At 62.2% G+C, this 20,324-nt stretch carries 17 protein-coding genes; 9 read left to right on the forward strand and 8 right to left on the reverse strand.

What is annotated here, in order from left to right; all coding sequences use genetic code 11:
- Positions 1–54: 54 nt before the first annotated feature.
- Complete coding sequence (locus ACQKIK_RS10130) at positions 55–450, reverse strand: RNA-binding S4 domain-containing protein (RefSeq protein ID WP_499135802.1); 396 nt, start codon at positions 448–450, stop codon at positions 55–57.
- Between the two features lie 103 nt (positions 451–553).
- On the opposite strand from ACQKIK_RS10130, the gene rimB reads away from it, so the two are divergent.
- Positions 554–1,021, forward strand: coding sequence for a retropepsin-like aspartic endopeptidase RimB (rimB, locus tag ACQKIK_RS10135; RefSeq protein ID WP_499135803.1), 468 nt, complete (start codon positions 554–556; stop codon positions 1,019–1,021).
- Positions 1,018–1,923: a 30S ribosomal protein S6--L-glutamate ligase gene (rimK, locus tag ACQKIK_RS10140; protein WP_019340871.1), complete on the forward strand. Its 906-nt coding sequence runs from the start codon at positions 1,018–1,020 to the stop codon at positions 1,921–1,923. The genes rimB and rimK overlap by 4 nt, the downstream gene beginning before the upstream one ends.
- 108 nt (positions 1,924–2,031) lie before the next feature.
- On the opposite strand, the gene ACQKIK_RS10145 is transcribed toward rimK, so the two are convergent.
- Entirely contained in the window at positions 2,032–3,351 is a 1,320-nt protein-coding gene (locus ACQKIK_RS10145) for an ATP-binding protein (RefSeq protein WP_045431486.1), read from the reverse strand.
- Positions 3,352–3,588: 237 nt separating this feature from the next.
- Entirely contained in the window at positions 3,589–4,323 is a 735-nt protein-coding gene (gene ompR, locus ACQKIK_RS10150; protein WP_064480944.1) for an osmolarity response regulator transcription factor OmpR, read from the reverse strand.
- A gap of 229 nt (positions 4,324–4,552) precedes the next feature.
- Here ompR and ACQKIK_RS10155 point away from each other — a divergent pair, with 229 nt between their 5' ends.
- From ACQKIK_RS10155 to ACQKIK_RS10170, 4 genes are all read left to right on the forward strand, one after another.
- Positions 4,553–6,886 carry a Tex family protein gene (locus tag ACQKIK_RS10155; protein ID WP_499135804.1) on the forward strand — a complete coding sequence of 778 codons (2,334 nt, stop codon included), beginning with the start codon at positions 4,553–4,555 and terminating at the stop codon, positions 6,884–6,886.
- Between the two features lies 1 nt (position 6,887).
- Positions 6,888–7,274, forward strand: a complete 387-nt coding sequence (locus tag ACQKIK_RS10160) for a PaaI family thioesterase (protein WP_127840457.1) — start codon at positions 6,888–6,890, stop codon at positions 7,272–7,274.
- A 131-nt stretch (positions 7,275–7,405) separates the two neighbouring features.
- Positions 7,406–8,995: a glutamate--cysteine ligase gene (gene gshA / locus ACQKIK_RS10165; RefSeq protein ID WP_127840458.1), complete on the forward strand. Its 1,590-nt coding sequence runs from the start codon at positions 7,406–7,408 to the stop codon at positions 8,993–8,995.
- Positions 8,996–9,167: 172 nt separating this feature from the next.
- Entirely contained in the window at positions 9,168–9,347 is a 180-nt protein-coding gene (locus tag ACQKIK_RS10170; protein ID WP_045423332.1) for a hypothetical protein, read from the forward strand.
- Between the two features lie 29 nt (positions 9,348–9,376).
- On the opposite strand, the gene argA is transcribed toward ACQKIK_RS10170, so the two are convergent.
- The 4 genes from argA to ACQKIK_RS10190 form a co-directional block, all read right to left on the reverse strand.
- Entirely contained in the window at positions 9,377–10,678 is a 1,302-nt protein-coding gene (gene argA / locus ACQKIK_RS10175; protein ID WP_127840459.1) for an amino-acid N-acetyltransferase, read from the reverse strand.
- Between the two features lie 93 nt (positions 10,679–10,771).
- Positions 10,772–11,926 (reverse strand): acetylornithine deacetylase, encoded by a 1,155-nt coding sequence (argE, locus tag ACQKIK_RS10180; protein ID WP_127840460.1) that lies wholly within the window; start codon positions 11,924–11,926, stop codon positions 10,772–10,774.
- 99 nt (positions 11,927–12,025) lie between these two features.
- Positions 12,026–13,291 (reverse strand): inorganic phosphate transporter, encoded by a 1,266-nt coding sequence (locus tag ACQKIK_RS10185; RefSeq protein WP_046163379.1) that lies wholly within the window; start codon positions 13,289–13,291, stop codon positions 12,026–12,028.
- A gap of 38 nt (positions 13,292–13,329) precedes the next feature.
- Positions 13,330–14,007 (reverse strand): TIGR00153 family protein, encoded by a 678-nt coding sequence (locus tag ACQKIK_RS10190; RefSeq protein ID WP_045164191.1) that lies wholly within the window; start codon positions 14,005–14,007, stop codon positions 13,330–13,332.
- 104 nt (positions 14,008–14,111) lie between these two features.
- Between ACQKIK_RS10190 and ACQKIK_RS10195 the strand changes: the two genes are divergently transcribed.
- The gene (locus ACQKIK_RS10195; protein ID WP_127840461.1) at positions 14,112–15,479 is read left to right on the forward strand and encodes a CYTH domain-containing protein; all 1,368 of its coding nucleotides are present in this window, start codon (positions 14,112–14,114) and stop codon (positions 15,477–15,479) included.
- 281 nt (positions 15,480–15,760) lie between these two features.
- On the forward strand, positions 15,761–17,545 hold the full coding sequence (gene tfpB / locus ACQKIK_RS10200; protein ID WP_499135808.1) for a type IV pilus assembly ATPase TfpB: 1,785 nt from the start codon (positions 15,761–15,763) through the stop codon (positions 17,543–17,545).
- A 71-nt stretch (positions 17,546–17,616) separates the two neighbouring features.
- Here the strand turns inward: tfpB and ACQKIK_RS10205 are convergent, their stop codons facing one another.
- A complete protein-coding gene (locus ACQKIK_RS10205; protein ID WP_499135906.1) occupies positions 17,617–18,327 on the reverse strand; it encodes a murein L,D-transpeptidase catalytic domain family protein in 711 nt (236 codons plus the stop codon).
- A 240-nt stretch (positions 18,328–18,567) separates the two neighbouring features.
- On the opposite strand from ACQKIK_RS10205, the gene ACQKIK_RS10210 reads away from it, so the two are divergent.
- On the forward strand, positions 18,568–20,205 hold the full coding sequence (locus ACQKIK_RS10210; RefSeq protein WP_499135809.1) for a L,D-transpeptidase family protein: 1,638 nt from the start codon (positions 18,568–18,570) through the stop codon (positions 20,203–20,205).
- The last annotated feature ends 119 nt before the right edge of the window (positions 20,206–20,324 follow it).

The raw sequence follows: 20,324 nt of genomic DNA on the forward strand, positions 1-20,324 counted from the left end.
TAGAGAAGGGACCGCATTCTAGGGTGAAAGTGGCGACCGTCCAACCCGCGGTCATCAACCGGCGTCCGAACGAAATCGCTGCAAGGCGCGACGCTGTTTCTTGCTCGGCTTGCCGTCGGTCTCGACACCCAAGGCGCCGGCCTTGCGCATGGCCGCAGCGTTTTCCCGGCGGGTCAGACTTTCGGCGGTCTCCTCGTAAAGCAGCTGTGCTTCCGGCGCACCTTTGCGCACCGCCGACAAGGCGCGGACCACCACGGTACGCTCATCAAAACCGGCGCGAATCACCAGCTCCTCACCGAGTTTGGGTTCCTTGCTCGGCTTGCAACGCTCGCCCTTGCAGTGCACCTTGCCACCCTCGATGGCGGCTTTGGCCAGGGCCCGCGTCTTGAAGAAGCGCGCCGCCCATAGCCACTTGTCCAGACGGACTTTGCCGTCGTCTTTTTCAGTCATCGTTCAACTCTGCCTAACGTCTCGTTGTCATAGGTTCGTACAGGTAGATGCGGTTGTCATGCACCCCGTCTAGAATGCGCGGAAATCTACTGGATACGTCTTTTTGAACAACCCCGACCCCCAGACAATCCTCGGCTTGCGCGAGTGGATCGCCCTCCCCGAACTCGGCGTGGTCGGCCTGCGCGCAAAGATCGACACCGGCGCCAGCACCTCCGCCTTACATGCCACCGATATCAGCGAATTCAAGCGCAATGGTGAGCGCTGGGTGCGCTTCACCGCCCATCTGGGGACGCTGGTGCAGAGTCGTCACCGCTGCGAAGCGCCGCTGGTGGCGCGCAAGATCATCAAGAGCTCCAACGGACACGTCCAGACCCGCTACGTGGTACGCACATTGTTGGCGCTGGGCGACCACCTGTGGCCCGTCGAATTCACCCTTACCTGTCGCAAGACCATGCGCTATCGCTTGCTGCTGGGGTCAAAAGCCCTGATGGACGGCAAATGGCTGGTCGACCCTGCCCGCACCTACGTGCAGGAAAAACCCCAGACTCTCACTCTTTCCGGTGCCCCATGAAAATCGCCGTGCTGTCGCGCAACCCACGCCTGTATTCGACCCGCCGTCTGGTAGAGGCCGGCCAGCAACGTGGCCATGAGGTGGTCGTCATCGACACCCTGCGCGCGTACATGAACATCGCCAGCCATAAGCCGCAGATCCATTATCGCGGCCGCCCGCTGGAAGGCTTCGATGCGGTGATCCCGCGGATCGGCGCCTCGGTCACCTTTTATGGCTGCGCCGTGCTGCGCCAGTTCGAGATGCAGGGGGTGTTTCCGCTGAATGAATCGGTAGCCATTGCCCGCTCGCGAGACAAGCTGCGCTCGCTGCAACTGCTGTCGCGCCGAGGCATCGGCCTGCCGGTGACCGGTTTTGCCCACTCGCCAGACGATATTGCCGACCTGATCCAGATGGTCAACGGCGCGCCGCTGGTGATCAAGGTGCTCGAAGGCACCCAGGGCATCGGTGTGGTCATGTGCGAAACCGCCACCGCCGCCGAATCGGTGATCGAGGCCTTCATGGGCCTCAAGCAGGACATCATGGTGCAGGAGTACATCAAGGAAGCCGGCGGCGCGGACATCCGCTGCTTCGTGGTCGGCGACAAGGTCATCGCCGCGATGAAGCGCCAGGCCAAGCCGGGCGAATTCCGCTCCAACCTGCACCGTGGCGGCACCGCCAGCCTGATTAAGATCACCCCGGAAGAACGCATGACCGCCATCCGCGCGGCCAAGGTGATGGGCCTCAGCGTGGCGGGCGTCGATATCCTGCGCTCCAACCATGGCCCGCTGGTGATGGAGGTGAACTCATCTCCAGGTCTGGCCGGGATCGAGGAAACCACTGGCAAGGATGTCGCCGGGCTGATCATCCAGTACCTGGAAAAGAACGCCGGCCCGCATCTGACGAGGACGAAGGGAAAGGGCTAAGCGAGCACTGGAAACCGGGAATCGCAGCTTCCACGGATTCCGTAATCGAGAGACTTACGCGGCCAGCAAGAACCGACTCGACAGTAGGGAACCGAAGCCTACGGCTACCTACTGCTTCACCGCATCCCTCGGCAGCAACAACCCCAACGGCAGGCTCACCCGCGCCTCGAGCCCTCCGCCTTCGCGGTTGCGTAACTCGATCACACCGCCATGTTGCGAAGCGATCCGCTTGACGATCGCCAGCCCCAGCCCGGCGCCCTGCCCGCCACGTGCCTTGTCGCCGCGGATGAACGGATTGAATATTTCGCCGAGCTCCCGCGGATCGATGCCCGTGCCCCGGTCAAGCACGCTGAGGACGACATAGGGTGCGTTGCTGTCGCCCGAAACATGGGCGGCCACTTCGACACCATGGCCGCCATAACGCAGCGCATTTTCGATCAGATTCACTAGCAACCGTTTGATCGAAACTCGTCGTAACGCCAATTGCGGCATCGGCTCGACACAGAGGCGAACGGTTTCTCCGTACTGGTTGTAGGGCGCCACGACTTCACGCACCAGCTCGCCCAGGTCGACGCTTTCCACCGGCTCGTCGCTGCCATCGCGAACGAAGGCGAGGAACTGGTCGAGAATCGCGTTCATGTCCTCGATATCGCGAACCATGTCCTCGGTCAGCTCGGCGTCGCTGGACATCAGTTCGAGGGACAACCGCAAGCGCGTCAGCGGCGTGCGCAAGTCGTGCGATACGCCAGCGAGCATCAGCTCCCGCTCGCGGCCAGCCTGTTCTACGTCCTCTGCCATCTGGTTGAACGCGCGATAAACCTCGGTCATCTCGCTCGGCGTGTCGCTGATGGGCAACCGCACGCTACGCCCCTTGCCGATCTGCCGGGCCGCATAGACCAAGCGTTTGAGCGGCAGGTTGAGCTGGCTGACAAAGATCCACGCGGCGGCCGTGGACAGCAGCCCAATGCCGAGGAACCAGCCGAGCACGCTCCAGATCCGCTGACCGCGCAACGGGTATGCGTACAACGGCACTCGCAACCAGTCCGGCCCTAGGCTAGGCGCGCGGACCCAGATGGCTGTGTCAGGCTGAATACGCACCCGCACATCGGTTTCGACACCGAGTTCGGCCTGCATCTGCCGCTGGAAGATTTCCGTGTAAGGCCAGTGATATTCACTGGGCGGCACATCGTCCATCGTAACCCGCTGCAAGCCGGCCGCCTCTGCGATGCGTTCGCGGTTTTCCTCGTCAGCTGCCCAGTAGGCACGCAAGGTCAGCGCCGCACCATGGCTGTATTGGCGATCGACCATGACGTCCTCGTTCATCATCAGGTACACGAGCATCAATACCTTGGAGAACAGGACCACGATCAGCACCATCCACAGGGTGCGAGCGAAGAAGCTTTGCGGGAACCAGAGCGGGGTTTTCATAAACAAGCCGATTTTGACCGCGGGAGGCTGAACCAAGAGGCCAGCGATGTGGGATTTCACAGTGAAGACTGGGTCGGAAGCTGCTCCGCTTTAGCCAACCGAGTCGAACAAGGGTGGTGGGCTAAAGCCCACCCTACGAGGCTGATGGCTCACTTCGTGATCCGTAAGCGATCCAATTATGCAGCCTGAGAAAAGCACTGCATCCCTATCGGGTTCGCAGGGAGCATGAACCGGCTCCTATTTGTTGCCATCAGGCACGAACACGTAGCCGACGCCCCAGACGGTCTGGATATAGCGCGGCTTGGACGGATCCGGCTCGATGAGCCGGCGCAAGCGGGAAATCTGCACATCGATGGAGCGCTCCAGCGCATCCCACTCACGGCCACGGGCCAGGTTCATCAACTTGTCTCGGGTTAGCGGCTCGCGAGCGTGCTGTACCAGCGCCTTGAGCACGGCGAATTCACCGGTGGTGAGCATATGCACCTGATCGCCCTTCTTCAGCTCACGGGTGCCGAGAAACAATTCGTAGTCGCCAAAGGTGACGGTTTCGTCTTCGCTGCCCGGCGCACCCGGGACCTGGGGCGCCTGACGGCGCAGTACGGCGCGGATTCGTGCCAGTAGCTCGCGCGGGTTGAAGGGCTTGGCCAGATAATCGTCGGCGCCCTGCTCCAGTCCCTGAATCCGACTGGCCTCGTCGCCCTTGGCAGTGAGCATGATGATCGGAATCTGATTGCCTCCGGTGCGCAGCCGGTTACAGGCCGACAGGCCGTCCTCGCCCGGCATCATCAGGTCCAGCACTACGAGATGAAACAGCTCGCGGCTGAGCAGACGGTCCATCTGCTCGGCACTTTCCACCGTCCGGACCCGGTAACCCTGCTCATCGAGAAAGCGCTCGAGCAAGCGCCGCAGACGGGCGTCATCGTCAACAATCAGGATCTTTTCGCCTTCGTTGGCAGGTGCGGTGCTGCTCATGAGAACTCCCGGAATGATCGACGGCGCATTATGCGCGCAGTGAAGTAAACGCAACTGACAGCCATTGTTAGCAGATTTTGCGGTGCCTGGCCGAGGGCCGAAAGAATGAGTCGGTGCGCCTGGCTCGGGTTTTTCGTCCGGCTTGCGGCCTCAAATGCTCTGCTGCCCTTATAATCGCGCCCTTTCGCGCAGGCACGGCCTGCATGGTTTGACTGACCCAGGTAGGTTCATGGACAGCATCAACTCCCGCATCGCTGCAGAACTGGGCGTGCGCCCGCAACAGGTTGCCGCCACCGTGGCGCTGCTCGATGAAGGCTCCACCGTTCCCTTCATTGCCCGTTACCGCAAGGAAGTCACCGGCAGCCTGGATGACACCCAGCTGCGTCTGCTGGAAGAACGTCTGCGCTATTTGCGCGAGCTGGATGATCGCCGTGCCTCGATCCTCGCCAGTATCGAGGAGCAGGGCAAGCTCACGCCTGAGCTGAAGCGCGAGATCGACCTGGCCGACACCAAAACTCGTCTCGAAGACCTTTATCTGCCTTATAAGCAGAAGCGCCGCACCAAAGGCCAGATCGCCCTGGAAGCCGGGCTGGGCGAGCTGGCCGATGCGATCTTCGCCGATCCCGAGCTGAACCCCGAAACCGAGGCCGCACGCTTTGTCGATGCCGAAAAAGGCTTTGCCGACGTCAAAGCGGTGCTCGAAGGCGCCAAGTACATCCTGATGGAGCGCTTCGCCGAGGACGCCAACTTGCTGGCCAAGCTGCGCGACCTCCTGACCCACAACGCTACCTTGAGCGCGCGCGTGGTGGCCGGTAAAGAGAACGAAGGCGCCAAGTTCAGCGACTATTTCGAACACGACGAACCGCTCAAGAGCGCGCCGTCTCACCGCGCCTTGGCGATTTTCCGCGGGCGCAACGAAGGCGTGCTTAGCGTCAGCCTGAAGGTGGGAGACGAAGCGCCCGGCACCATGCACCCAGGCGAAGTGATGATCGCTGAGCGCTTCGGCATCGCCAACCGCGGCCGCGCAGCAGACAAATGGCTGGCCGAAGTGGTGCGCTGGACCTGGAAAGTGAAGCTCTACACGCATCTGGAAACCGATCTGCTCGGTGAGTTGCGCGACAAGGCTGAAGACGACGCGATCGGCGTGTTCGCGCGCAACATGCATGATCTACTGCTGGCCGCGCCAGCCGGCCCGCGCGCCACGCTGGGCCTCGACCCCGGGCTGCGCACCGGCTGCAAGGTGGCCGTGGTCGATGCCACCGGCAAGCTGCTGGATACCGCTACCGTCTACCCGCACGCCCCGCGCAACGACTGGGACGGCACGCTGGCGGTACTGGCAAAACTCTGCGCCAAGCACAGCGTGGATCTGATCGCCATCGGAAACGGCACTGCCAGCCGTGAAAGTGACAGGCTGGCCGCCGACCTAATCAAGCAGGTGCCGGGCCTTAAGCTGACCAAGGTGATGGTGTCCGAAGCCGGTGCTTCGGTGTATTCCGCCTCCGAACTGGCCGCCAAGGAATTCCCGGACCTGGACGTGTCGATCCGCGGCGCCGTATCCATCGCGCGCCGCCTGCAGGATCCACTGGCCGAACTGGTGAAAATCGAGCCCAAAGCCATCGGCGTGGGCCAGTACCAGCACGACGTCTCCCAGCTCAAGCTGGCGCGCTCGCTGGATGCGGTGGTGGAAGACTGCGTGAACGCCGTCGGCGTCGACGTCAACACCGCCTCGGTGGCGTTGCTCGCGCGTATCTCCGGCCTGAACACCACGCTGGCACAGAATATCGTCGCCTACCGCGATAGCAACGGTGCGTTCAAAGCCCGCAGCGAGCTGAAAAAGGTGCCGCGTCTGGGCGACAAGACCTTCGAGCAGGCCGCCGGCTTCCTCCGCGTGATGAATGGCAGCAACCCGCTGGACGCTTCGGCCGTGCATCCGGAAACCTATCCGTTGGTCAAACGCATCGCCACCGATACCGGCCGCGACATCCGCTCGCTGATCGGTGACTCCAGTTTTCTCAAGCGCCTCGACCCGAAGCAGTTCACCGACGAAAGCTTTGGCCTGGTCACCGTCAGCGACATCCTTCAGGAACTGGAAAAACCCGGCCGCGACCCACGCCCCGAGTTCAAGACTGCCGAGTTCCAGGACGGCGTGGAGAAGCTCAGCGACCTGACCGCGGGCATGGTGCTCGAAGGCGTGGTGACCAACGTGACCAACTTCGGTGCCTTCGTCGACATCGGCGTGCATCAGGATGGTCTGGTGCACATTTCCGCGCTGTCGGAGAAGTTCGTCAAGGATCCCTACGAAGTGGTCAAAGCCGGCGACATCGTCAAGGTCAAGGTCATGGAAGTGGACATCCCGCGCCAACGCGTCGGGCTGTCCATGCGGATGAGCGATACCCCTGGCGAAAAGGCGGACAACATGCGCGGCGGGGGTAACAACCGTGGCGGCCAGGCGCGTGGCGAGCGCAAGACGGCTAAGCCGGAGACCAAGCCGGAAACCAAGCCGGCACCGGCCAATAACGCCATGGCCGCGTTGTTCGCCAATGCGAAGAATCTGAGGAAATAAGGTGCGCGAAGTCGAGGCAGTGGGCAGCAGCAGCGCCTTCGGGCGCCTGTTGGGCCTGGAAATCATCAAGGCCGACAATGGCGAGGCACTGCTGCGTCTGGCAATGCACGACGGCTTGCGCAACCTGCACGGCAAGCTGCACGGCGGCGCGCTGTTCTCGCTGATCGACACCGCCATGGGCCAGGCCAGCCACAGCCTCAACGGAGGCGAACCTAACAGCGTCACCCTGGAATGCAAGGTCAATTACATCCGCCCGGTGAGCGAAGGTGAACTGACCTGCCGCGCCTGGGTGGTGCACGGCGGGCGGCGCACTCAGGTACTCGAAGCCGAAGTCCATCAGGGTGAAAAGCTGGTGGCCAAGGCGCAGGCGACCTTCTCGGTTACCTGAGTCATCGGACCCGCCGCCCACGGTTCGCTGGAAACGCCCTGGAGCGGTGCATGGTCCAACGCTGAAGGCCTCTTGTAGAGCGTGCAATCCACCCCCATATTGTGCCGACTGACGCGTGAAGGAATTCCCAATTGAGCGATCTTCTCTCCCACCGCCTGGCGCTGCTGGCCGAGCACCACAACCTGTCGCTGCTCTCGCAATGCCTGCATGGGATCGAGCGTGAATGCCTGCGTGTCGACACCGATGGCCAGCTGGCACTGACGCCGCATCCGCGAGCACTGGGCTCGGCGTTGACTCATCCGAAGATCACCACGGACTATTCAGAAGCGCTGCTGGAGTTCATCACCGGCACCGAAACCGATCCGCAAAAGACGCTGACCGAGCTGGACGCGATCCATCGCTACACCTACAGCAAGCTCGGCGACGAGCTGCTCTGGAGTCCCTCGATGCCCGGTCACCTGCCGGACGAGCCGCAGATTCCCATCGCCGAGTACGGCAGTTCGAACATCGGGCGACTGAAATACGTCTATCGCCAAGGCCTGGCGCTGCGTTACGGCAAGACTATGCAGTGCATCGCCGGTATCCATTACAACTTCTCCCTGCCCGAGGCGCTGTGGGCTGCTTTGCAAGCAGATGAGGGCGATGACCGCTCGCAGCAGGACTACCAGTCCTGGCGCTATATCGCACTGATCCGTAACTTCCGCCGCTACAGCTGGCTGCTGATGTACCTGTTCGGCGCCTCGCCCGCGCTGGACGTCAGCTTCATGCGTGGCCGCCCGCACCAGCTCCAGCAGCTCGACGAAGACACGCTGTATCTGCCCTACGCCACCAGCCTGCGCATGAGCGATCTGGGTTATCAGAGCAATGCCCAGGCCGGCTTGACGCCCTGCTATGACGATCTGCCGAGTTATACCAGCAGCCTGCACAAGGCGGTGTCCACGCCTTACCCCGACTACGCGGCGCTGGGCACCAAGGACGCAGAGGGCAACTGGCAACAACTCAACACTAACGTCTTGCAGATCGAGAACGAGTACTACTCGAACATCCGCCCCAAGCGCGTCACCGATACTGGCGAGCGCCCACTGCATGCGCTGCGAGCGCGCGGCATCCAGTACATCGAGGTGCGCTGCCTAGACATCAATCCTTTCCTGCCGCTGGGCATCGACGTCACCGAAGCGCGTTTTCTTGATGCCTTCCTGCTGTTCTGCACCTTGCAGCAGAGCCCTTGCCTGGTAGAAGGCGAATGCCGGGCCAGCAGCGATAACTTCCTCAGCGTGGTCAAGGAAGGCCGCAAACCCGGGCTTGAACTGCGTCGCTGTGGTGAAGGCGTCAGCCTGCAGACATGGGCGAACGAGCTGATTGCGCAGATCGGCCAGGTCGCCGAACTGCTGGACCGCAGTCACGGTGGTGATGAGCATGCTCGCGCCGTCGCCGCGCAACAGGCCAAGGTTGCAGACAGCAGCCTGACACCTTCGGCCCGCGTGCTCGACGAGCTGCAGCGCAACGGCGAGAGCTTCAGCCAGTTCGCGCTGCGGCAGACCCGTCAACACGCCGACGATTTCCGTAGTCGAGCGCTGTCAGATGCCGACATGGCCTGGTTCGACGAAGCCGCACGCAGCTCGCTGGCACAGCAGGCGCAGGTTGAAGCCGCGGACACTCAGGACTTCGACAGCTTCGTCGAGGACTATCAGCGCAGCCTGACCAACCTCAGCGCACCATAAGCACCACTGATCAAGCAGCATGACCGCTCTAGACCGCAGGCTACGGCGGTCCGCGGGAGACGCTGCTGGAAGATATGAACTTTTCCCCTCTTCTCAGGGTTCCAATGTGTGTCTTCGTCGCGCCGATGCAGCGCGCCGAAGCCTCAAGAACAAGAAGAAGAGAGGTACATTCATGTCGCTATTTGACCTGTTGGTGTCCGCTCGCAAGGGCAGCCTGACCACCGCAATCACCATTGCCTTGCTGATCGGCCTGATTCTGCAGATCGACGGACTTATCCCAGACCCCGCGATTCACTTTTCCGCAGATGCGGTCGAGGCTCGCTCAGCGAGCCCCTACGCGACGCCGGACTAAATCGAGGCGGCGCACGACCGCCTCGTCGATCACAGCGCCTTTTCGAAGATCTTCGAATTGCGCTGGAAGTTATAGAGCGAGGCCCGTGCGGCCGGAAGACGCTCGACGCCGCTAGGCTCGAAACCGCGTTCGCGGAACCAGTGCGCCGTGCGTGTGGTGAGCACGAACAGGGTTTTCAGGCCCAACTTGCGCGCCCGCGCCTCGATACGCTCGAGCAACTCGTCACCGCGTCCGCCATGGCGATATTCCGGATTGACCGCCAGGCAAGCCAGCTCGCCCGAGTTGGAATCGGCGATCGGGTAGAGCGCCGCGCAGGCGATAATCAGCCCATCGCGCTCGACGATGCTGAACTGCTCCACCTCGCGCTCGAGCACCTCTCGCGAGCGCCGCACCAGAATGCCCTGCTCTTCCAGCGGGGTGATCAGATCAATCAACCCGCCGACGTCCTCGATGGTCGCCTCGCGCAGCTGCTCGAACTGCTCCTGGGTCACCAGCGTGCCATCGCCGCCGTCGCGGGTGAACAGCTCATTGAGCAACGAACCGTCCTCGGCATAGCTGATCACGTGGCTGCGGCGCACACCGCCCTTGCAGGCTTGCGCGGCGGCATCCAGCAGCTCGGCCTGATAGGTGCCGACGAGGCGTTCGACATAGGCCGGAATTTGTGGCGGGCGCAGCTCGCGCACCAGCTTGCCACTTTCATCGCGCAGGCCGCGCTCGGACCCGTACAGCACCAGCTTGTCGGCTTCCAAATCGATGGCGGCGCGGGTAGCGATGTCTTCGCAGGCGATGTTGAAGATTTCACCGGTCGGGGAATACCCCAGCGGCGAGAGCAGCACGATGGTGCGCTCATCCAGCAGCCGGCCGATGCCCTTGCGATCAACGCGACGCACTTCGCCGGTGTGCTGGTAATCGACGCCATCGTGAACACCGATCGGCCGCGCTGTGATGAAATTGCCGCTGGCTACGCGCAGCCGGGCGCCCTGCATCGGCGAGGCGGCCATATCCATTGAAAGACGCGCTTCAAGCGCAATGCGCATATGCCCGACGGCATCAATTACGCACTCAAGGGTCGCCGAGTCGGTGATGCGCAAGTCGCGGTGAAAGCGCGGCTCAATGCCCCGAGCGGCCAGTCGCGCCTCGATCTGCGGACGTGAGCCGAACGCCAGCACCAGGCGCACGCCTAGGCTGTGCAACAGCACCAGGTCGTGGACAATGTTGGCGAAGTTGGGATGTTCCAGGCCATCGCCGGGCAGCATGACCACGAAAGTGCGGTCACGGTGCGAGTTGATGTAAGGGGATGAATCGCGAAGCCAGGTGACGTAGTTGTGCATTGCAGAAGCCTTAGATAACAGCTTGTCTAGTCCGGAAGCCGGTTCGTGTATGGATGCAGGGAGCAGGCCGCGATCAGATCGCCCGACCTGCCCCTATCCTCGGCCTGGTTGCAAGCAGTAGTGTTCGATCATTCCACGCAACAACTTCACGGTAGGTTCGATCCTGTCGAGATCCAGGTACTCATCCGGCTGATGGGCGCAGGCGATATCACCCGGGCCTAGCACCAGCGTCTCGCAGCCAAGCTGCTGAAGATAAGGCGCTTCGGTGGCGAAGGCCACTGCCTGGGCGGCATGTCCGGTGAGCCGCTCGGCCAGTTTAACCAGCTCGCCATCAGCGCCCTGATCGAAGGCCGGTACGCTGGGGAACAATGGCGCCAGGTCGATCCTCACCTGATGCTTGTCAGCGACTGGACGCAGGCGCCCGGCAATTGCGTCGCGTAACTGATCAGGCTCCATCCCCGGCAGCGGCCGCAGATCGTACTCCAGCGAGCACTGGCCGCAGATGCGATTGGGGTTGTCACCGCCGTGGATGCAACCGAGGTTGAGTGTCGGCTGCGGTACGTCGAACAGCGGATTGTTGTAGTGATCCTGCCATTCGCGGCGCAGCGTCATCAGCTCGCTCATGACGTCATGCATGGCTTCCAGGGCGCTATGACCATAAGCGGGATTGGACGAATGCCCGCTCTGACCTTGGATTTCGATGCCTTCCATCATGATGCCCTTGTGCAGGCGCACCGGCCGCAGCCCGGTCGGCTCGCCAATCACCGCGGCGCGCCCCAGCGGCCGTCCGGCATCGGCCAGCGCGCGGGCGCCGGACATTGAGCTTTCTTCATCGCAGGTGGCCAGGATCAGCAGCGGCTGGCGGAACGGCTGATCGAGCAGTGGCAGTACCGCCTCGATGATCAGCGCGAAGAAGCCTTTCATGTCGCAAACGCCAAGGCCATACCAGCGGTCATCGGCTTCGCGCAGTTGGAGTGGTTCGGCTGTCCACAATTCGGCATCGAAGGGCACGGTATCGCTGTGCCCGGCCAACACCAGCCCGCCAGGCCCGCTGCCGTAGCTGGCGAGCAGGTTGAACTTGCCAGGGGTGACTTCCTGCACCTCACAGCTGAAACCAAGGTCGCCCAGCCAGCCCGCAAGCAGGTCAATGACCGGGCGGTTGGTCTGGTCCCAATGGGCTTGAGTACAGCTCACCGACGGCGCGGCAATCAGCGCGGCAAACTGGTCTTTGAGCGAGGGGATGGGCACCGACGACCTCCTTGGAGACAAAGACGAAGGCGCCCAGTGAAACATGAAACGCGTTGCCGCCGCGCCCCCGAGGGGAAAAAGCAGCGGCAACGCGTCCGATCAGACGAAGATCGCCTTGAGGATGGTGAAGAACACGATCGACAGGAAGGCCCCGGCCGGCAGCGTGATCAACCAGGACATGAAGATCGACCCGACCACACCGAGGTTCAGCGCTCCAATACCCCGTGCGATACCGATGCCCAGGACCGCGCCGACCAGCGTATGGGTGGTGGATACCGGCAGGCCGATGGCGGAGGCACCGACAACGGTAGTTGCGGTCGCAAGTTCGGCAGCGAAACCGCGGCTTGGCGTCAGCTCAGTGATTTCCTTGCCGATCGTGGCGATTACCTTGTAGCCGTAGGTGGCCAGACCGATGACGATGCCCACGGCGCCCAGCAGCAGCACCCAGCCCGGCACCGCAGACTTGGCAGCGATTTCCGCGGCACCGCCCGATTGGATGACGCCGACCACAGCCGCCAGCGGGCCTACCGCGTTGGCCACGTCGTTGGCGCCATGGGCGAAAGCCATGGAGCACGCGGTAAAAATCATCAGAACGGCGAAGACCTTTTCCACGCTGGCGTAGTGAAAGGTCCGATCAGCTTCGACATCAAGCTTGATCCGCGACAGCAGCGCAATCCCCACCAGCATCACCAGCACGCCGATAGCGAACGCCAGAAGGATGCCCTGGCCGCCGCTCAGCGTCAGGCCGACATGCTTGAGGCCCTTGGTAACGGTCATCAACGCCACCATGAAACCGGTCAGGAACATGTACAGCGGCACGAAGCGCTTGGCGTTGAGAAACGGATCATCGGTATTGATGATCAGTTTCTGTACGCTCATGAACAGGCCAAAGGCGACGATGCCGGACAGCAACGGTGTCACCACCCAGCTCGCCACGATGGGGCCAATAGCGTCCCAATGCACGGCATCAGTGGACACACCCACCGCGGCAAAGCCGATCACCGCGCCGATAATCGAGTGCGTGGTGGAAACGGGCCAGCCTTTCATGGTGGCGATCAAGAGCCAGGTGCCGGCTGCCAATAGCGCCGACATCATGCCCAGCACCATCAGATCCGGCGATATGACTTCCGCATCGACGATGCCGTTCTTGATGGTCTCGGTGACCTCGCCGCCCGCCAGGTAGGCACCGCAGAACTCGAAGATCATCGCGACGATGATGGCTTGCTTGATCGTCAGCGCCCGGGAACCCACCGAGGTGCCCATGGCGTTGGCCACGTCATTGGCGCCTACGCCCCAGGCCATGAAGAAACCGAAAGCACAGGCGAGCACGAGAAGTACGAAGCCGTATTCCGCGATAAAGGACATAAGGAATTACCTGTTGAACCAGAAAAGACGCTGGCGCCTCAGCGCGCCAGCAATTGTTCCAGACGGTTGCCGACTCGCTCGGCACGGTCAGCTACGTCACCGATCCATTCGATGATTTTGTAGAGGAACATTACGTCGACTGGAGGCAATTCCTTTTCCAGCTTGAACAGGGCACGGCGAACCGTGATCTGCATGCGGTCGGTTTCGCGCTCGATTTCCTCGAGCTCCTCGACCATTTTCTCGACCAGCGTGGCCTCACGGCCGGCAAAGCCGGTTTCCAGCAACGAGTCCAGCTCCTTCAGCGCTTTCAGCGCCTGGCAGCTGGCGTCTACACTGCGCTGCACGAAGGCCATCATTTCCGGCTGCAGGGCCGGCGGAATGGTCATGCAACGGCCCAGCATCAGACCGGCGATGTCCTTGGCACGGTTGGCAATTTTGTCCTGTACACTCAGCAGCTCCAGCAGATCCGAGCGCGGAACCGGCAGAAACAGGCTCTTGGGCAGATGTTGACGGACGCTCTTCTTGAGCTTGTCGGCCTCGTTTTCCAGTCGGGCCATCTCTTTCTGGATCTGTTCGACCCGTTCCCAATCTTCGGCTGTGATCGCCTGGAACAGCGGTACCAGGTTGGCGGCACATTCGTGAGATTTAGCCATGTGCTGCTGCATCGGCCCGATGGGCGAACGTCCGAACAGGCTGACGAAAGGATTGATTGGCATAGGGAGCACCCCGGCTTCAGAAGGCGGCAAGTATACGGATGACCTCAAAGGGCCGCTACCAAGTGACGTAGGTCACACTCAAACATAGGCATCATCTCGGCACCATGCAGAAAGAAACCGAAATCAAACTGCGCGTCAGTCGCGAAACCCTGGCGGCCCTGCGTGAGCATCCGCTGCTGAAGAAACGCAACAAGAGCGGCTGGCAGCGGCACGAATTGCTCAACCAGTACTTCGACACGCCCGCGCGCGATCTGGCTCAGGCAAAGGTCGCGCTGCGCCTGCGTCGCGACGGCGAGCAGTTCATCCAGACGCTGAAAAGCCGCGGCCAGAGCGTGGCTGGGCTGTCCGAGCGCAACGAGTGGGACTGGTACCTGGACAAGGCCAAACTGGACGTAAAAAAGCTCGCGGATGATTGCTGGCCGGCGAGCCTGGCCGGGCTGGACAAGAAGACACTGAAGCCGATCTTCACCACCGACTTCGTCCGCGAAAAGGCCGAGATTGCCTGGGGCCGTGGCAAGGCCAAGGTGGTCATCGAAGCGGCTCTCGACCTGGGCAAGGTGGTCGTAGGCAAGCAGAGCGAAGAGATCTGCGAGCTGGAACTTGAGCTGCGCCAAGGCGAGCCCGAAGCGCTGCTGGAGCTGGCCGCAGAACTGGCCGCCGACCTTGCGCTGATGCCGTGTGACATCAGCAAAGCCGAGCGCGGCTATCGTCTGTATGACGCCGACAGCTACTCGCTGAACGTGCCAGCACCGCAGCTAGAGGCGAGCATGCCGCTGGACGAGGCCTTTGCCGCGCTGGCCTGGCAGCTGCTGGGCAATAGCCAGCGGTTGGCCGAACAGTACCGCTTCAACGGCCACTGGAAACTGCTCGGCGACTGGCTGCAGCAACTGGTCGAGCTGCGCGCCCTGCTGGGCAGTCTCGGCCAGGCAGCCCCGCGTGCGACCAGCCGCGAACTGCGTGAACAACTCGACGCGCTGATCCAGGAATGGCGGCCCAGGGTCGAAGCCGGACAGGACGACGAAAGCGCACGCAAAAGCGCACCCGAGGCCTTTGCCGCCGAGCTGGCGCAGCCGCGCTGGGGATTGTTCTCGCTGAAAGCCTCGCTCTGGCTGCTGCAGCGCGGCTGGACCGCCGGGCGCAACAATCGTGGCAACCGTCAGGGCGCCGCCGAGCTGGGCAACTGGCTGCCACGCCTGCTCGGGGAGGAAGCCCAGGCACTGCAGTTGCTGCGCTATCAGCAACAGCCTGAAGACCTCGCGGAGCAGCGCCCGCGCATGGAGCGGCTGCTGGTCTGGCTGCACCTGGCTCGGGCCACGCTGGAGCTGCCGGAAGCCGACCGTCTCTATGGCGAACTGGCCAAACTCTACGAGCTGGCCGGACAGCCGTTAAACGACGAGCTGCTCGATGCACGGATAGATCAGGCGCGCGCGGTCTGGACGCTCAAGCCCTGGAAGCTGCTGACAAAAAAATAGGCTCGAGGCTCGTACTAAGCGTAGGGTGGGCCGGGCGGCGCTCCGCTTTAGCCCACCGCTATCGCAAAGCCCCTTACTAGCGCCTGACCTGTGCCCGTCCCTCGAGTCTTGTGGGCTGAAGCCCACGCTACCGAAGCTGGCTATCAAGCGGCTGTAACGGCGGGCGTGCCGCCACCCTTCGACAGTTACGGACGGTCCCGCAAAGTTGAACCGCTCAGGCAGACAGCGCGCTGATTTATCGGCAAGCTTGGCCCTCGTCTCCGCCATGACCGAAGGGCCCCATGTCCGTGTTGAACTCGCCCACCCAGGACCGCTTCCTCGACCTCAATGATCTGCTACGAGATCTGGTCGCCCAAGGACGGTTACTGCAGGAAACTGCTGAGCAATGCATGACCCTGCGGCGCAGTTCGGCGAACAGCCAGCAGCACCCCCTGGAGTTCCTCGGCGCGCAGCAGTTGGACGACCTGGCGCGTCCCGGCAAGAAACTCGATCTGGAAAGCCTCACCGTCTGGCTCGCCGAACAGGCCGGGCAGCCGTACCTGCGCATCGACCCGTTGAAGATCAACGTCGCGGCGGTCACCCCACTGATGTCCTATGCCTTCGCCCAGCGGCACAAGATCCTCGCGGTGGCGGTCGACAGCTCGGCGGTGACCATCGCCAGCAGCCAACCCTTCGTAAAGAGTTGGGAAGCCAACCTCACCCATGTGCTCCAGCGGCCCATCAAGCGTGTGGTGGCCAACCCCGTCGACCTGCAGCGCTTCACCGTCGAGTTCTATCGGCTGGCCAAATCGGTCAGCGGCGCCACCGCGACCGACCAGAAGATCAGCGGCACCGGCAACTTCGAGCAGCTGCTCAACCTCGGCGCCAGCGATCAGGAGCCGGATGCCAACGACGCGCACGTGGTGAACATTGTCGACTGGCTGTTCCAGTACGCCTTCGACCAGCGTGCCAGCGACATCCACATCGAACCGCGGCGCGAACAGGGCACAGTGCGCTTTCGCATCGACGGCGTCCTGCATAACGTCTACCAATTCCCGCCGCAGGTAGCGATGGCAGTGGTCAGCCGTCTCAAATCGCTAGGGCGAATGAATGTCGCCGAGAAGCGCAAACCGCAGGACGGGCGAGTCAAGACCAAGACGCCGGATGGCGGTGAGGTCGAGTTGCGCCTCTCCACCCTACCGACGGCGTTTGGCGAAAAGATGGTGATGCGGATCTTCGATCCGGAAGTGCTGCTCAAGGGCTTTGATCAGCTGGGCTTTTCCGCCGAAGATCTGCGCCGCTGGCAGAGCATGACCGGCCAACCCAACGGCATCATTCTCGTCACCGGCCCTACCGGCTCGGGCAAGACCACCACGCTGTACACCACCCTCAAGCAGCTGGCGACGCCCGAGGTCAACGTCTGCACCATTGAAGACCCAATCGAGATGATCGAGGGCGCCTTCAACCAGATGCAGGTGCAGCACAACATCGACCTGACCTTCGCCAGCGGCGTGCGCGCGCTAATGCGTCAGGACCCGGATATCATCATGGTCGGCGAGATTCGCGACCTGGAAACAGCGGAAATGGCAATCCAGGCGGCACTCACCGGCCACTTGGTGCTCTCGACGCTGCATACCAACGACGCGCCAAGCGCCATCACACGCTTGTTGGAGCTTGGCGTTCCGCATTACCTGCTCCGCGCAACACTGCTCGGGGTGATGGCCCAGCGTCTCGTGCGCACACTTTGCCCACACTGCAAGGCGCCCATAAAGCTCGACGCCGATGACTGGCAGGCCCTGACCAAACCCTGGAATGCCCCACTGCCGGGTAACGCCCATCAGGCGGTGGGCTGCATCGAATGCCGCGACACCGGCTATCGCGGCCGCGCCGGGGTCTACGAGATCATGCTGCTCAACGATGCGATCAAACCACTGATCACCGCCGACACCGACCTCATCGCCCTGCGCCGTCAGGCGTTCAAAGACGGCATGCACAGCCTGCGCCTATCTGGCGCGCAGAAGATTGCTGCGGGGCTCACGACCTTGGAAGAAGTACTCAGGGTCACGCCGCAAAGCGAACAGAAATAGCTGAAAGGAAACCAGCGAGGTGAATGTCGCTTCTCACATCCACCTCGCTCTCTAAACATCGAGCGGCTTTTTTAATTGTCAGTTCTTGACGCAATCAAGGTGGCCGCCTCGCCCGATTCACAGTTCAGGTAAGCCGACGACTGTAGCCACTGCTGATCCGGGTACCAGGAGAACATGAATTGGCCGCCTTTGAGGCTGTCGACCACCATGCGCGCCACTTCTGGGCGAACCGCTGGACAGCCCTGGCTGCGACCGATACGCCCCTGCGTCGCAATCCAGGCCGGATTCACGTAATCGGCCGGATGGATAACGATCGCCCGCTCGCGCGCCAAGTCGTTCACTCCGGGCTCGAGCCCGTCCATACGCAGCGAGTAGCCGTGCTTGCCGCTGTAGCTTTCTGCCGTGCGGAACAGACCGATGCTCGACTGGTGGCTACCTTCGACGTTGGAGAAACGCGTGGCTAGATTTTCACCCGACCCGTTGCCATGCGCGACGAAATCCTTGAGCAAGAGCCGCCCGCGCTGCAGGTCGAAAATCCACAGCCGGCGCTCTGAAGAAGGCAGCGAAAAATCGATGACGGCCAACCGTTTAGCCGGCGTCGCGCCATGGTTCACGGCGCACTGCATGGCCGCGACAGCATGAGTCAACACAACCGGATCGAGGGTCGGAGCCACGCGGGCAAGATCGTCCACCAGCGGCTGATAAGCAGGTGAGGCGGCCAGCAGCGGCATAGACATGAGCAAGCCGACGGCCAAACAGAGGCGGCGAAGCGAAACCATCATTTGTACAGTAACCTCGTCGGGCGCCAATGCCGATCTTCCCTGCCGACCGACGCCCCACTGCTCGCTACCAGGCCCAAACACTAATTGAAGTAGCGAAATTAAATCAGACGGGACCTGCAATGCTCCCACGTCGTCTGATACAACAAGTTCTAGTAGCCTGAACGGGCCTTGTTTTTCCAGGCACCGTGGCTTGTTCAGCGGCGGAGTCTAGCAGTCAGCGGGACCACCAGGAGTGAAGCGTTGTACAAAAAACATACATCAGGTCTGCTTTTCACATTGCTTCTGGCGCCATGGCTGGCGGTGGCGGAACCGGTACCTGAGCCCGCCGGCTCAATTCAGGGTGTCCTGCAGAACCTTCCAAGTGCGTGCGGCCAGCCCCTGGTAGATGTCGATACAACCGCTCTGAAACGGCTTTCTGAGCTCTACCGGCGTAAGCAATTCGATATGTTGTGGACCTCCTATACGCAGATTGACGCACTGTTGGTGCAGATCGAAGCGCTGGTCGATGACGGACTGGAACCTGCGGCTTACCATCCCGAAGCCATTCGTCGGGCGATGCTAACCGCCACACTCGATCCACTGCACCGCGAGTGCAGCGATGTATTAGCCAGCCATGCCTACCTGTCGGCCCTAGGTCACCTTGCCCAAGGACGCCTGCCCCAGGACCGCATCGAGCCCGTCTGGCACAGCCCCGATGCAGCCGCGACGCCGAAGGCCGAGGCGCGCCTGATGTCCATCGCCAGCGAAGGACTGGGGCACTTGGAGCACACATTCAATAAGGCGCGTCCGTCGCTGGAGCAGTACAACAACTTGCGCAAGGCCTATGCGCGGCTGCGCGATCAACCGGAGCCAGAATGGCAGCCGATTCCCGCCGGCCAGACCTTGCGACCAGGCATGTCAGATCCACGTGTGCCACTGCTACGGCAGCGTTTAAGCGCAGACGGCTACCTGCTCGCAACGGCCGCCGCGCCGGGCGCCGACGATCGCTACAGCGACCAGCTGGTGGACGCGCTCAAGGCCTTTCAGCGCCGCCATGCCCTGCAGGACGACGGCATCCTCGGCACCGACACACTGACCGAACTGAACGCCACGCCAGCCAACCGGCTGAATCAGCTACGGGTAAACCTGGAACGGTTCCGCTGGCTATCCGCTGACATCGAGCCCCGCTCGCTGCTGGTCGATATCGCTGGCGGGCGAGTAATTTACTTCCGTGACAGCAGCCCGCAATGGGAAGCACGTATCCAGGTGGGCCGCGATACTCGGCAGACCCCGTCGATCAAATCGATCGTCACGCGAATCACGCTCAACCCGACCTGGACCGTACCGCCGACCATCCTGCGTGAGGACAAGCTACCGCAGATCCGCGAAAACCCGAGCTACCTCGCGCAACACAACATGCAGGTGCTCGATTACGAAGGCCGTGTACTCGATCCGGCCACGATCGACTGGAGCAATCCGGGGCGGATTCTGCTGCGCCAGGCCGCCGGACCCGACAACCCGCTCGGCCGGGTGGTCATGCGTTTCGCCAACCCCTATTCCATCTACCTGCACGACACGCCGAGCCAGGGCCTGTTCGCACGTTCGCAACGGGCGTTCAGCTCGGGCTGTGTCAGGGTAGAATCGGTGATGCAACTGGTTGATTTGTTGCTGAGCGAGGCCGAACGCGAGCGCGTTGCCCAATTGCTTGATACTGGGCTGACCTACGAATACCGCCCGACAGAACCCACACCGATACTCCTGGCCTACTGGACAGCCGAAGCCGACAGCAACGGGCTGCCGCGTTATCGTCCGGATGTCTACCGCCGTGACCAAAAGCTGCTGGCGGCACTGCAAGCGGCCGACCGAGGCCTCGTGCCGCCCGCGATCAACCCGCACTAACGCCTTCCAGCCACGACGACTTGGGAGCTACCGCTCAAGACCAGACCGGCGGCTCTGGCAGATTGCCCGTAGACCGAGGTCTACTTGGCATTGGAACCTGTACAGGTATTTTGCATAGC

The sequence above is a fragment of the Pseudomonas sp. NPDC047961 genome (genome assembly GCF_050272435.1).
In the GTDB taxonomy this organism is placed as follows: Bacteria; Pseudomonadota; Gammaproteobacteria; order Pseudomonadales; family Pseudomonadaceae; genus Stutzerimonas.

Coding starts and splice junctions, on each gene's coding strand:
- ACQKIK_RS10130 (WP_499135802.1), bottom strand. CDS start 450: ATGACTGAAAAAGACGACGGCAAAGTCCGTCTGGACAAGTGGCTATGG.
- rimK (WP_019340871.1), top strand. CDS start 1,018: ATGAAAATCGCCGTGCTGTCGCGCAACCCACGCCTGTATTCGACCCGC.
- ACQKIK_RS10145 (WP_045431486.1), bottom strand. CDS start 3,351: ATGAAAACCCCGCTCTGGTTCCCGCAAAGCTTCTTCGCTCGCACCCTG.
- ompR (WP_064480944.1), bottom strand. CDS start 4,323: ATGAGCAGCACCGCACCTGCCAACGAAGGCGAAAAGATCCTGATTGTT.
- ACQKIK_RS10155 (WP_499135804.1), top strand. CDS start 4,553: ATGGACAGCATCAACTCCCGCATCGCTGCAGAACTGGGCGTGCGCCCG.
- ACQKIK_RS10170 (WP_045423332.1), top strand. CDS start 9,168: ATGTCGCTATTTGACCTGTTGGTGTCCGCTCGCAAGGGCAGCCTGACC.
- argA (WP_127840459.1), bottom strand. CDS start 10,678: ATGCACAACTACGTCACCTGGCTTCGCGATTCATCCCCTTACATCAAC.
- ACQKIK_RS10185 (WP_046163379.1), bottom strand. CDS start 13,291: ATGTCCTTTATCGCGGAATACGGCTTCGTACTTCTCGTGCTCGCCTGT.
- ACQKIK_RS10190 (WP_045164191.1), bottom strand. CDS start 14,007: ATGCCAATCAATCCTTTCGTCAGCCTGTTCGGACGTTCGCCCATCGGG.
- ACQKIK_RS10195 (WP_127840461.1), top strand. CDS start 14,112: ATGCAGAAAGAAACCGAAATCAAACTGCGCGTCAGTCGCGAAACCCTG.
- tfpB (WP_499135808.1), top strand. CDS start 15,761: ATGTCCGTGTTGAACTCGCCCACCCAGGACCGCTTCCTCGACCTCAAT.
- ACQKIK_RS10205 (WP_499135906.1), bottom strand. CDS start 18,327: ATGATGGTTTCGCTTCGCCGCCTCTGTTTGGCCGTCGGCTTGCTCATG.